Raw genomic sequence first — 12,847 nt, forward strand, 5'->3', positions numbered from 1 at the left:
AAGGGTACAAAGGGGCCGATGGCCAGCCCCCTAGTATAAGTCGCAATACCCCTCCGCCTGGCTTCCCACCGATCAAGGAGCACCATGACGACTGCCGCAGCACCGGCTACGCGCACCCGGGTTCTCGCCGACATCATCGCCCGCCCCTCCTCGCGGGCACGCGCGTTCGCCATCGACGCCGGACTCGTGCTGGCGGGAGTCGCCGTCGTGGCGCTTCTGGCGAAGGTGTCGTTCTTCATCGGGCCGATCCCGATCACGGGACAGACTCTCGGCGTCATTCTTGTTGGCGCTGCGCTGGGGTCTGCTCGAGGTGCTGCCGCGATGACGACCTACATGTTCGTCGGTCTGCTCGGCCTGCCGGTTTTCGCGGGGCCAGTCGCAGGTCCCGCTTATCTGCTCGCCCCCTCGTTCGGGTTCATCCTGGGCTTCATCCCCGCGGCGTTCGTCGCCGGATGGTTCGCTGAGCGCGCCTGGGATCGCAAGCCCCTGCTCGCCTTCACGGGATTCGTGATCGCCAGCGTCATCCCGTTCGTCATCGGCATCCCCTACATGGCCTTCATCCTGTCGACCGTGATGGGCCAGGACATTTCGCCCGCCGGCGTGCTCGACGCAGGTCTGTGGCCGTTCATCGTTCCCGGCCTGATCAAGGCTGGCTTCGCCGCACTTCTGATCCCCGGCGCGTGGGCCCTCGTACGGCGGATCGACGCCGCAAAGAAGCGCTGAGGTTCAGCGGGAGAGGGCGCCAATTCGTTCGATCGCGTCGCGGAGCACTTCCGGCGAGCACCCGAAGTTGACCCGCACGAACCCTCGACCCTCGTCGCCGAAGGTCGGACCGTGGTGGACGGCGACTCGCGCCTCGGTGAGGATCCGCTCTGCGGGGTCCTCGCCCCACCCCAGACCCGACAGATCGACCCACGCGAGGTATCCCGCATCGGGGATCTTATACCGCGCCGCCGGTACGTGTTCGGCGAGCAGGTCAGCGAGCAGGCGCCGGTTCGCGTCGAGCGCGGCGAGCAAGGCATCCAGCCACTCATCGCTCTCGGGCGCGAAGGCCGCGACGCCTGCCAGTGCACCGAAGTGACCCGTTCGCCACTCGACTTCCTTCGGCAACTCCTGCACGACGCGTCGCGTGTCATCAGCGGCAGTGAGCATGAGCGCGCACTTCAGACCCGCAAGATTGAAGGCCTTGCTCGCGCTCGCAACCGCATATCCGACGGATGCCGCGAGTGGCGATGCGCTCAGAAACGGCGTGAACGTCGCCGGCGCATGAACCAGGGGCGCGTGGATCTCGTCGCTGACGACGATCGCACCGTGGCGTGCAGCGATCCCGGCGAGGGCTGCGAGCGTCTCGCGGGAGTGCACGGTGCCGGTGGGGTTGTGCGGGTTGCACAGCAGAACCGCGCGGGCGCCTCCGGCCAGCGCCGCCTCGATGCCTGCCAGGTCCAGGGCGTATCCGGCATCCGCGAGTAACGGCACCCGCTCGACGACTCCCCCCGCTTCCGGAATGAGGTCGTAGAACGGCGGGTACACGGGAGGCGTGATGACGACGCGGTCACCGGGCGAGATCGTGGCTCTGAGGATCTCGACGAGACCCATGACCACGTCGCCCGTCGAGCGGATGTGTGCAGGGTCGACCTCCCAGCCGTAGCGCCGCCCCGCAAACCCGGCGTACGCCTCAGCGATCCCCGGCTTCGGTGGCGTGTATCCCGTGTCACCGATCTCCACTGCCGCGCGCAGACGCGCCGTGATCGCCGGCGCAAGCGGGAAGTCGGTCTCTGCGACGAACAGCGGCAGCACATCGGCGGGATAGGCGCGCCACTTCGTGCTCGTCCGCTCACGCAATCGCTCGATCGGGAGGGCCTGGAGGGGACTCACGGTCATTCTCCGAGCCTAGTCCTGCGAGCGGAAACAGCAGGCCCACCCGTTCCCGAGGGAGCCGCGCAGCGGGGTGCCGGCCACGGGGCTGGCACCGGGCCTGGCGGGAGCGGGCGAAGCCCGCGAGGGCATGTCCCCGTGGCCGGCACCCCGCGGAGCGGCGAACACGAGGCTTAGGCCGACAGCACGAACCTCAGCCGAACAGGAGGTACCGGGACGGGTCATCCGGAAGCACCCAGTTGAAGCCCTCTTCGGCGAACACAACCACGAGGTTGATCGCGATCGTGGCGACGAACGCCCACACCACGACCCAGGCGAGAATGCGCAGCCAGGGAGTGGCCGGCGCCACCGGCAGCACGTCCTGCGCGAAGACTGCGACGACGCCCGCGAACACGATCACGACGACGAACGTGATGAGAGCCCAGGTGTACAGGTGCAGGCCCAGAACCGCCTCGCCATATCCCGGATCACCGGGCAGGATGTGCAGCAGGATCTGGCGGATCGAGATCACCGCGCCCACGACGGCACCGAGAATGGCAAGTCCGAGGCCGGTCGCAAGCTCGCGCAGCAGAAGCTCGCCACGCAGCGCGCGGACGACGACGTACAGCGCCCCGAGGCTTGCCAACATCATGCCCATCCGCTGCAGGATGCACAGCGGGCACGGTAGTTCGCCGAGACCGAACTGGAAGACGAACATCGCCATCGACAGGATGCCGACATAGGCGACCAGGAAGGCCACGAAGGCCCAGAACGAGAGCTTGCGAACGATGAGCGGGGCGGCCATCAGAAGCTCAACTCCAACACGTCGGTCGCGTGGTACGCGAACAGACCGAGCACGGCAAGCGCGGCGATGGCCCACGAGCCGATGACCAACCACCGACTCTTGGAGAGGATGATGACGAGGGCCACCGCGAGCAGCAGGCCGAAGATGAGGGTGTCCACGGCCTCACCATAGTGGGGGCCCGAGTTCGGCATCCAGAGGAATGCGGTTTCGGCGCGCCGCCTGGCGTTCAGTCGCGCGAGCTCGCGTTCACCTGGCCCGAACGCTCCTGCCCGGTGAGTGCGGCGATGGCGCTCATCGTGCGCTCGGTGATCTCCCGCCGGGCCTTCCCTGCCGGGACGCCATCCAGATCGGAGAGATCGAGCGGCTCACCGAAGCGCACTTCGATTCGGGGCCTGCCCGGCACCAGATGACTCAACGGCCTGATGGTGCCGGTACCGATCAGACCCACGGGGAGGACCGTCGCGCCGGTGTCGTACGCCATCCACGCCGCTCCCCCGTGCCCCTCGTGCAACCTGCCGTCGCGAGAACGCGTGCCTTCGGGAAAGACGGCGAAGACGCTGCCGGCTCGCAGGATGCCGGCACCGGCGTCGAGCGCCGCGCGAGCGTCACGGCCCGTTGCACGGTACACCGGCACGCCGCCGATCGACGTGAAGAACCAGCGCATGAACCGCCCGAGTGCGCCGGACCGGGTGAAGTACGACGACTTGATCAGGAACTGCACCGGACGCGCAGCCGAGGTCGGGATGATGACGGTGTCAAGGGATGACAGGTGGTTGCTCGCGAGCAGGACGGGTCCGCGTGCGGGCACGTTCGCTCGCCCGACAATGCGCGGGCGATACAGGATCCAGAACAGCGGCCGAAGCACGAGCCGCCCGAGGAAGTAGATGAAACCGGGCCGTGTTGTGGCGCGAGCCGGAGCGGGAGCTGTCACGTCGCCACCTTATCCGCGGCACGGCCGGGTGAGGGCACGGCCAGACGAGTGATCGGTTCAGATGGCGAAGCCGAGGGCGCGCATCATGTCGCGTCCGTCATCCGTGATGCGCTCGGGCCCCCATGGCGGCATCCACACCCAGTTGATGCGGAAGCGTTCCACGACATCGTCGAGAGCCTGTGCGGTCTGCTCCTCGAGAACGTCGGTGAGCGGGCACCCGGCAGAGGTCAGCGTCATGTGGATGACGAGAGCGTCGTTCTCGTCATCCCAGCTGAGGTCGTAGATCAGTCCGAGGTCGACGACGTTGATCCCGAGCTCGGGATCCATCACGTCTTTGAGAGCCTCGGTGACCTCGTCGAACTTCTCAGGGCTGAGAGTCGCGGTCATGACTTGATCCTAGGCGCCGGAACCAGCGGCGGGCTCGAGGAAGCGATCGTATCCTTCGGACTCAAGCCGGTCTGCGAGCTCCGGACCACCTTCTTCGACGATGCGACCGCCGACAACGACGTGCACGAAGTCCGGGTGGATGTAGCGAAGGATGCGGGTGTAGTGCGTGATCAGCAGCACGCCCATGTCAGTCTCGGCCTTGGCGCGGTTGACGCCCTCGGAAACGATCTTGAGCGCGTCGACGTCCAGACCCGAGTCGGTCTCATCGAGCACGGCGATCTTCGGCTTCAGGAGTTCGAGCTGGAGGATCTCGTGACGCTTCTTCTCGCCGCCCGAGAAGCCCTCGTTGACGTTGCGCTGCGCGAACTTCTCGTCCATGCGGAGGTCCGCCATGGCCTTCTTGACGTCCTTGGTCCACGTGCGGATGGCGGGTGCCTGCCCGTCGATCGCCGACTTGGCGGTGCGCAGGAAGTTCGTCACGGTCACGCCGGGGATCTCGACGGGGTACTGCATCGCGAGGAAGAGGCCCGCGCGCGCACGCTCGTCGACAGACATCTCGAGGACATCTTCACCGTCGAGCGTGATCGAGCCACTCGTCACCGTGTACTTGGGGTGCCCGGCGATCGTGTACGCGAGGGTCGACTTGCCCGACCCGTTGGGGCCCATGATCGCGTGGGTCTCGCCCGTGCGAATCGTGAGCGTCATGCCGTTGAGGATCTCGGTCTCACCGGCATCCGTGTCGACCGTGACGTGCAGGTCGCGGATCTCGAGAACAGCCATGGGGTTCCTTTTCAGTGGATGTCTGTGGTGACGGGCTTGGTGACGGCGGGGTCGATCAGGACGTCGTCGCCCTCGATCGTGACCTCGTACACCGGCACCGGCTCGTACGCGGGAAGGTTCAGGGGCTTGCCGGTCAGAAGAGAGAACGCAGAGCCGTGGGCCCAGCATTCCAGGGTCTCCCCTTCGACGAAGCCGTCGGCAAGCGAGATGTCCCCGTGCGTGCAGGTGTCCCCGATGGCGTGGACGTCGCCGTTTGAGTCCTTGACGACGGCGATCGCAACACCGTCGACCACGACGCGCTTGGCGGCATCCTGTTCCAGCTCGCTCAGCGAGCACACGCGGGTGGCGCTCACGCAGCCGCCTCCTGTTCGAGTTCGGCGGTGACCGCCTCGGTGAGTTCGGCCTCGAGCTCGGGGATGCCGAGGCGCTGGATGATGTCGCTGAGGAACCCGATCACGACGAGCCTGCGGGCTTCCTCTTCGGTGATGCCTCGCGCCTGCAGGTAGAAGAGCTGCTCGTCGTCGAAACGGCCGGTGGCGCTCGCGTGACCCGCACCCTGGATGTCGCCGGTCTCGATCTCGAGGTTCGGGATCGAGTCGGCGCGCGCGCCATCGGTCAGCACGAGGTTGCGGTTGGCTTCGTACGAGTCGGTGCCGACGGCGTCTCGTCCGATGAGCACATCCCCGACCCAAACGCTGCGCGCGCTCGAGCCCTGCAGGGCTCCCTTATAGAGGACGTCTGCTGTCGTGTTCGGGCCGCGGTGGTGGACGTACACCTGGCTTTCCAGGTGCTGGCCGGCGTCGGCGAAGGACAGACCGTAGAGCTTGCCCTCGGATCCGGCGCCGGCGAGATCGACCGACGGGTTCACCCGCACGACCGCACCGCCGAGGCTCACCACGGTGTGGCGAAGGGTCGCGTCGCGACCCACCACGGCCTGATGCGCCGCGACATGCACCGCGTCGTCATCCCACCGCTGCAGCGAGACGAGTGTCAGGTTCGCACCGTCACGGACGATGATCTCGACGTTCTGGGCGAACCGCGCCGAACCTTCGTGGCGCAGCACGACTGTCGCGCGCGAGTGAGGGGCCGCTTCGATCACGACGTGGGAATGTGCACGCAACGACGCGCCGGCGCCCGTGAAGACGACTTCGACCGGCTCATCGAGCTCGGCATCAGCTGGCACCTTCAGGTACAGGGCTTCCGCCGAGCGCTGCCACGCGATGGCGCTGGGCAGGTCCTCGGGCACAAACGCCTCGCCGCGCGGGGCCTGGCCGATGGCGAGGCCGGCTGCCGCCAGCGGGCCGGTGACCGTGATGCCGACAGCACCCTCGTCGCCGGGCTCGTCCGCGAACAGCGGAGCGACAGCCGCGATGGGGCTGTGCTTCCAATTGACCTCGCGGCCTGTCGGTGCGCCGAACGCTGCGGGGTCGTAGGAACGCGGGCGTTCGGAGCGAGTCTGGACGGGAACGACGTCCCAGCCCCCGTCGGTGTGCGCGGTCGATCCGGGCGCCGTCGCCGACGCCTGTGCGGTAGTCGTCATCTCAGCCGACGCTGCCTTCCATGCTCATTTCGATGAGCTTGTTCAGTTCGAGGGCGTACTCCATCGGCAGTTCGCGCGCGATGGGCTCGATGAATCCGCGGACGATCATGGCCATGGCCTCATCCTCGGGGAGCCCCCGCGACTGCAGGTAGAAGAGCTGCTCTTCACTCACCCGCGAGACCGTCGCCTCGTGTCCGAGCTGCACGTCGTCGACGCGGATATCGATCGCCGGGTAGGTGTCGGAGCGGGAAACGGTGTCGACCAGCAGCGCGTCACAGCGAACCGTGTTGGCGGAGTGGTGAGCGTTCGGGTCAACGCGGACCTCACCCCGATAGCCAGCGCGTCCGCCGCCACGCGCGATCGACTTCGAGACGATCGAGGATGTCGTGTACGGCGCCATGTGGATCATCTTCGCGCCGGCATCCTGGTGCTGTCCCGGGCCGGCGAAGGCAACGGACAGGGTCTCGCCCTTCGCGTGCTCTCCCATGAGGAAGACCGACGGGTACTTCATCGTGACTTTGGAGCCGATGTTGCCGTCGATCCATTCCATCGTGGCGCCCTCGTGGGCAACGGCACGCTTGGTGACGAGGTTGTAGACGTTGTTCGACCAGTTCTGGATCGTCGTGTAGCGCACGCGCGCGTTCTTCTTCACGATGATCTCGACGACCGCGGAGTGCAGCGAGTCACTCTTGTAGATCGGAGCCGTGCAGCCCTCGATGTAGTGGACGTACGAGCCCTCGTCGGCGATGATCAGCGTCCGCTCGAACTGGCCCATGTTCTCGGTGTTGATCCGGAAGTAGGCCTGCAGCGGGATCTCGACATGAACACCGGGCGGCACGTAGACGAAGGAGCCCCCCGACCAGACCGCGGTGTTCAGGGCTGCGAACTTGTTGTCACCGGCGGGGATGACGGTGCCGAAGTACTCTTCGAAGAACTCCGGGTGCTCCCGCAGAGCGGTGTCGGTGTCCATGAAGATGACACCCTGCGCCTCCAGGTCCTCGCGGATCTGGTGGTAGACGACCTCGGACTCGTACTGCGCCGCAACGCCGGCGACCAGGCGCTGGCGCTCGGCCTCGGGGATGCCGAGACGTTCGTAGGTGTTCCGGATCTCTTCGGGAAGGTCTTCCCAGGTCTGCGCTTGCTTCTCGGTGGAGCGCACGAAGTACTTGATGTTGTCGAAGTCGATCGCGCTGAGGTCAGCACCCCAGGTGGGCATGGGTTTGCGGCCGAACAACTGCAGGCCCTTGAGGCGGGTCTTCAGCATCCATTCGGGCTCGGACTTCAACGACGAGATCCCACGGACCACGTCCTCGTTGATTCCGCGCTGCGCCACTGCGCCGGCGGCATCGGTATCGTGCCAGCCGAACTCGTAGACTCCCAGGCCTTCGAGCTCGGGGCGCTCGATCAGCACATCGGACATCGGTTTTCTCCTTCGCGGCCATTGCGGTGTCATCCGCACCGACATCCGTCGCCCCCGGCGGAGTACCGGAGGGGATGTCGCTTACGGGCCCTTTCACGTCGTCGGCGGATTCTCGCGCCTAGACTGGTGATGATCCTGCGGCATTTCTCCGCGGAATCAGACCCTTCGAGTCTACAGGCATCGACCCGCCCCCGGGCCGAGCACGCCGCGCCCCCACAGGGCGATCCCAGGAGTGAAGACCGTGTCCGCACCGTCCCCGTCCCCCGCCCGCGTTTCGTTGCTCGGGAGGTTCTGGGCCTGGCTTCCCGACCATGTCGATCGGCGCGTCCGCGTCGCCGCGTGGTTGTCGTTTCTCGCCGAGGTGCTGATCATCGGAACCGGTGGCGCGGTGCGCCTGACCGGTTCAGGCCTCGGATGCCCCACCTGGCCCACCTGCACCGCGGAGTCGCTCGTGAACACGCCCGCGATGGGTATTCACGGGTTCATCGAATTCGGGAATCGGACGCTGACAGGGCTTGTCGGCATCCTCGCTCTCGTCGTTCTGGTCTTCGTTCTGAAGATGCGTCGAGAGCGCCGCGACCTTTTCGTCCTCTCCCTGGTGGTGTTGCTGGGCATCATCGCTCAGGCCCTGGTCGGAGGCATCACGGTGCTGACGGGACTAAACCCGTTCATCGTCGGATTCCACTACGTCGCTTCGGTCATCCTCGTGGCGGTGTGTGCAGCCTTCCTCGTTCTCATGCGCACGCCGGGCGGTCCCCGCGTACGCGTCGTCACCACGGTGCATGCGATCTGGGTGCACGCCACCACCGCCGTGCTGGCGGTCACGATCTTCTTCGGAATCCTGACCACCGGGGCCGGCCCACACTCGGGCGACGCAGATGCCGGACGGAACGGCTTCAATGCAGAGATCCTCGAGCACGTGCACGCCTGGCCGTCGTACGCGCTCTTCGCGATGACTCTCGTCCTGCTCGGCTTCGCCTATCGCCGGCGCCGTGAGATACCGCGCGTGGTGGCGTGGACCCAGGCAGTTCTCGGCGTGGAAGTGCTCCAGATCGCCGTCGGGCTCTTCCAAGCACGCAACGGACTGCCCCCACTGGCGGTGGGCATTCACATGGTGCTGGCATCGCTCCTGGCCGCAGCGATGACCGCACTCGTCCTGAACCTCAAGCAGCCGGTCAGGGTGTCTGACACCGCGGAGGACCCCGCCGACGCACAGGCGATCCATAGCTGACGCATCGACACAGCACGCGTCCAGGGACCAGACTGGTCGCGCCGATCTCTTCGGCGTGACCGAAATCCATCCCTTCGCAGGAGTTTCCCTATGACCAATCGCCTTGCCCGCAGCGTCCCCTTCTGGGTGCTGCTTCTCGCCTCCCTCGCCAGCATCGGCGTCGGGCTCTGGCTCGTGCTGACCAAGGTGAGCGAGATGAGTGCGACGCTCGCGGATGGTTCGGCCACCTACGAGCAGGTGTACGTGAGCCCCGCGTGGATCGGATTCGGCGGTGTCCTGGTGGGCGCCGGCATCCTCGGTGTGCTGCTCGTGCTGACCCTCGCCGCCCTCCGCTCGGCCCTGCCCACCCCCGTGGCCGAGACTGCCTTCGTCGAAGAAACCGTCATCGTCGAGGAGGCGGCTCCCGCTGCCGAGCAGGCGCCGGTCTTCGAGGATGCCGATGTCGAGACTTCAACGACCGACACCGCGCCGCCGGCGGCTGCAGCAGAAGCAGCCGCTCAGGCCGACACCGAGGCACCGGAGAACCGCTGACCTCCGCCCCCGGCTGATAGAGAAGGCCCCGCTCGCCGAACATCGTTCGACGGGCGGGGCCTTCTCTCGTGCGCGTCGGGGCACGAGAGCGATGGCGTTCCTAGAACGGAAGCAGCGGGTCGACGGCGATCGCGACGAACAGCAGCGTCAAGTACGTGATGGATGCGTGGAAGACACGCATGGGCCGCGGCTCCGTGCCGCGCACCGCGCGAGCGTAGAGGACATGTGACTCGTAGATGAACCAGCCGCCGAAGACGAGTGCGGATGCCGTGTACACGATCCCCATCGAGGCGACGGGAATCAGCAGCAGCGACGTCACGACTGTCGCCCACGCGTAGAGGATGACCTGAAGGCCGACCTGCGAGCCGGAGCGCGTGGCGCCGAGCATGGGAACGTCCACCTCGTCGTACTGGTCGCGGTACTTCATCGACAGCGGCCAGTAGTGCGGCGGAGTCCACAGGAAGACGAGCAAGAACAGGATGAGTGCGGGCCACGCCAGCGATCCGGTGACGGCACTCCAGCCGATCAGGACCGGGAAGCATCCGGCGATGCCGCCCCACACGATGTTCTGTTCGGTGCGGCGCTTGAGAATCATCGTGTAGATGACGACGTAGAAGAAGATCGCGCCGGCCGACAGTGCTGCCGCGAGCCAGTTGGTCGTGAAGCCGAGCCACAAGGTCGACGCGACGGCAAGTGACCACGCGAAGATCAGCGCCCCACGGGGAGAGACCTCGCCGGTGACGAGGGGACGGTTCTCGGTGCGCTGCATGTGCGCGTCGATATCGCGGTCCAGGTACATGTTGAACGTCGCTGCCGATCCGGCGCTTGCCGAGCCGCCGATGACGGTCGCGACAACGAGCCACAGCGGCGGGAACCCCTGCTGCGCAAGGATCATGACGGGAACCGTCGTCACCAGCAACAGCTCGAGAACGCGCGGCTTGGTCAGGGCGATATAGGCGCGGACGGTGCGGCCGAACGATGCGGGTGCGAGCTGCGCACGCGTCGTCGTGGAAATGTCCATTGCCCTCACTATCGGCCGTCACCCAGGGATTTCCAGTCTATGGCATTGCCCGCAGGCTGGTTCTCTGAGGTCCCCTCTACGGCTTCGAAACACGGCCCACTGCGGGAACCGGAATCGCTATGCTGAAAGCACACGCGCGCTCTGCGCCGGCTGCTCTTCCCGTGGTGACGCGGTCTGCGGACCGGTGGTCTCAGGGCGCACCCCTCTCGAACGGAAGGCAATCCGGTGACGGAACTGCGTTGGGATGAGATCGACAAGCGCGCGGTGGACACCGCTCGCGTTCTCGCGGCGGATGCCGTAGAGAAGGTCGGTAACGGACACCCCGGGACGGCGATGAGCCTCGCTCCCGCGGCCTATCTGCTGTATCAACGGGTCATGAAGCATGACCCGACTGACACGCACTGGCCCGGCCGCGACCGCTTCATCCTCTCGTGCGGTCACTCCTCGCTCACGCAGTACATCCAGCTCTACCTCGGCGGATTCGGCCTCGAGCTCGACGACCTCAAGTCGCTCCGCACGTGGGGCTCGCTGACCCCGGGCCACCCCGAGTACGGCCACACCAAGGGCGTCGAGATCACGACAGGGCCGCTCGGCCAGGGTCTGGCATCCTCGGTCGGCTTCGCCTACGCCGCGCGGTACGAGCGGGGCCTCTTCGACCCCGAGGCACCGGCCGGCGAGTCGCCCTTCGACCACTTCATCTACGTCATCGCGTCCGACGGCGACCTTGAAGAAGGTGTGACGAGCGAGGCATCCTCGCTTGCCGGTCACCAGCAACTCGGCAACCTCGTCGTCATCTACGACTCCAACCAGATCTCGATCGAGGACGACACGAACGTCGCCCTGACCGAGGATGTCGCGGGGCGCTACGAGGCCTACGACTGGCATGTGCAGACCGTCGACTGGAAGAAGTCGGGTCAGTACGTCGAGGACGTACACGAGCTGTACGAGGCCATTGAGAAGGCGAAGGGCGTCACCGACAAGCCCTCGATCATCATTCTCAAGACGATCATCGGCTGGCCCTCCCCCGGCAAGCAGAACAGCGGCAAGATCCACGGCGCTGCCCTCGGCGGCGAAGAGCTCGCAGCGACCAAGAAGGTCCTCGGCTGGGATCCCGACACGACCTTCGATGTTCCCGATGACGTCATCGCCCACACGCGTTCGCTCGTCGAGCGCGGCGAGGCCGAGAAGGCTGCCTGGCAGGAGAAGTTCGATGCGTGGGCAGCGGCCAACCCGGAGCGCAAGGCGCTGTGGGACCGACTCCACGCCCGCGAACTCCCCGCGAACATCGCCGAAGCGCTCCCCCAGTTCGAGGCAGGCAAGGATGTTTCCACCCGCGCCGCGTCCGGCCTGGTCATCAACGCCCTCGCCGCGGAGCTTCCTGAGCTGTGGGGTGGTTCGGCCGACCTCGCGGAGTCGAACCTGACGACCATCAAGAATGCAGCGTCGTTCATCCCGGAGGAGTGGTCCACCCACGAGTGGAGCGGCTCACCGTATGGTCGTGTGCTGCACTTCGGCATCCGCGAGCACGCAATGGGATCCATCCTCAACGGCATCGTGCTGCACGGCCCGACTCGCCCGTTCGGCGGCACGTTCCTGATCTTCAGCGACTACATGCGTCCCCCGGTGCGTTTGGCCGCCCTGATGAACATCCCGACGCTGTTCGTGTGGACGCACGACTCGGTTGCGCTGGGTGAAGACGGTCCGACGCACCAGCCGATCGAGCAGCTCGCCGCACTGCGCGCGATCCCGAACTTCGCTGTTGTGCGCCCAGCCGACGCGAACGAGACAGCAGCCGTCTGGCTCGAGCTCGTCCGCCGTCACGAGGGCCCCGCAGGAATCGCACTGACTCGCCAGAACGTTCCGACGTTCCCCCGTGGGACAGGTGAGGCATCCGGCGACGAGTTCGCTTCGGCCGAGCTCGCCGCCAAGGGCGCGTACGTGCTCGCCGACTCACCTACGGGCACCGTCGACGTGATCCTGATCGGGACAGGCTCCGAGGTTCAACTCGCCGTGGACGCTCGCGCGCAGCTTGCCCAGCAGGGCATCGGCGCACGCGTGGTCTCCGCTCCGTCGCTGGAGTGGTTCGCCGAGCAGGACGACGCATACCGCGAGAGTGTGCTGCCGGCATCCGTCAAGGCACGCGTCTCGGTCGAAGCGGGCCTGGCGATGCCGTGGCGCGGGATCGTCGGCGACGCCGGCCGGTCCGTGTCGATCGAGCACTTCGGCGCCTCGGCTGACTACAAGACGCTGTTCCAGAAGTTCGGCATCACGACCGAAGCAGTCGTGGCCGCCGCTCACGAGACGATCGCCGCCGCTGGCGCCTGAGCCGCGGCCGCACACGAAGGAG

14 protein-coding genes are annotated in these 12,847 nt (G+C 66.5%); 4 read left to right on the forward strand and 10 right to left on the reverse strand.

What is annotated here, in order from left to right:
- The first annotated feature begins 84 nt into the window (after positions 1-84).
- Positions 85-723, forward strand: coding sequence for a biotin transporter BioY (locus ACQVDU_RS04495; RefSeq protein WP_443476322.1), 639 nt, complete (start codon positions 85-87; stop codon positions 721-723).
- Positions 724-726: 3 nt separating this feature from the next.
- Here ACQVDU_RS04495 and ACQVDU_RS04500 read toward each other — a convergent pair whose 3' ends face one another.
- The 9 genes from ACQVDU_RS04500 to sufB all read right to left on the reverse strand — a co-directional run bounded on the left by ACQVDU_RS04500 (position 727) and on the right by sufB (position 7,717).
- Complete coding sequence (locus ACQVDU_RS04500; protein WP_443476323.1) at positions 727-1,881, reverse strand: MalY/PatB family protein; 1,155 nt, start codon at positions 1,879-1,881, stop codon at positions 727-729.
- 187 nt (positions 1,882-2,068) lie between these two features.
- Positions 2,069-2,659 (reverse strand): disulfide bond formation protein B, encoded by a 591-nt coding sequence (locus ACQVDU_RS04505; protein WP_443476324.1) that lies wholly within the window; start codon positions 2,657-2,659, stop codon positions 2,069-2,071.
- Positions 2,659-2,817 (reverse strand): DUF5993 family protein, encoded by a 159-nt coding sequence (locus tag ACQVDU_RS04510; RefSeq protein ID WP_443476325.1) that lies wholly within the window; start codon positions 2,815-2,817, stop codon positions 2,659-2,661. The genes ACQVDU_RS04505 and ACQVDU_RS04510 overlap by 1 nt, the downstream gene beginning before the upstream one ends.
- Positions 2,818-2,885: 68 nt before the next feature.
- Positions 2,886-3,590, reverse strand: a complete 705-nt coding sequence (locus tag ACQVDU_RS04515) for a lysophospholipid acyltransferase family protein (protein ID WP_443476326.1) — start codon at positions 3,588-3,590, stop codon at positions 2,886-2,888.
- Positions 3,591-3,647: 57 nt separating this feature from the next.
- Complete coding sequence (locus ACQVDU_RS04520) at positions 3,648-3,977, reverse strand: metal-sulfur cluster assembly factor (protein ID WP_195693758.1); 330 nt, start codon at positions 3,975-3,977, stop codon at positions 3,648-3,650.
- 9 nt (positions 3,978-3,986) lie between these two features.
- Complete coding sequence (gene sufC, locus ACQVDU_RS04525; protein WP_443476327.1) at positions 3,987-4,757, reverse strand: Fe-S cluster assembly ATPase SufC; 771 nt, start codon at positions 4,755-4,757, stop codon at positions 3,987-3,989.
- Positions 4,758-4,768: 11 nt separating this feature from the next.
- Positions 4,769-5,110 (reverse strand): non-heme iron oxygenase ferredoxin subunit, encoded by a 342-nt coding sequence (locus ACQVDU_RS04530; protein ID WP_300592068.1) that lies wholly within the window; start codon positions 5,108-5,110, stop codon positions 4,769-4,771.
- Positions 5,107-6,297: a Fe-S cluster assembly protein SufD gene (gene sufD, locus ACQVDU_RS04535; RefSeq protein ID WP_300592070.1), complete on the reverse strand. Its 1,191-nt coding sequence runs from the start codon at positions 6,295-6,297 to the stop codon at positions 5,107-5,109. The genes ACQVDU_RS04530 and sufD overlap by 4 nt, the downstream gene beginning before the upstream one ends.
- A 1-nt stretch (position 6,298) precedes the next feature.
- Positions 6,299-7,717: a Fe-S cluster assembly protein SufB gene (sufB, locus tag ACQVDU_RS04540; protein ID WP_443476328.1), complete on the reverse strand. Its 1,419-nt coding sequence runs from the start codon at positions 7,715-7,717 to the stop codon at positions 6,299-6,301.
- A 241-nt stretch (positions 7,718-7,958) separates the two neighbouring features.
- Between sufB and ACQVDU_RS04545 the strand changes: the two genes are divergently transcribed.
- Positions 7,959-8,948, forward strand: a complete 990-nt coding sequence (locus ACQVDU_RS04545) for a COX15/CtaA family protein (protein ID WP_443476329.1) — start codon at positions 7,959-7,961, stop codon at positions 8,946-8,948.
- A gap of 90 nt (positions 8,949-9,038) precedes the next feature.
- On the forward strand, positions 9,039-9,479 hold the full coding sequence (locus ACQVDU_RS04550; protein WP_300590878.1) for a dinucleotide-utilizing enzyme: 441 nt from the start codon (positions 9,039-9,041) through the stop codon (positions 9,477-9,479).
- A 100-nt stretch (positions 9,480-9,579) separates the two neighbouring features.
- On the opposite strand, the gene ACQVDU_RS04555 is transcribed toward ACQVDU_RS04550, so the two are convergent.
- The gene (locus tag ACQVDU_RS04555) at positions 9,580-10,500 is read right to left on the reverse strand and encodes a heme o synthase (protein ID WP_300590879.1); all 921 of its coding nucleotides are present in this window, start codon (positions 10,498-10,500) and stop codon (positions 9,580-9,582) included.
- Positions 10,501-10,725: 225 nt separating this feature from the next.
- Between ACQVDU_RS04555 and tkt the strand changes: the two genes are divergently transcribed.
- Entirely contained in the window at positions 10,726-12,825 is a 2,100-nt protein-coding gene (gene tkt / locus ACQVDU_RS04560; RefSeq protein WP_300590880.1) for a transketolase, read from the forward strand.
- Positions 12,826-12,847 lie beyond the last annotated feature (22 nt).

The sequence above is a fragment of the Microbacterium sp. F2 genome (assembly GCF_052274505.1).
GTDB lineage: Bacteria > Actinomycetota > Actinomycetes > Actinomycetales > Microbacteriaceae > Microbacterium.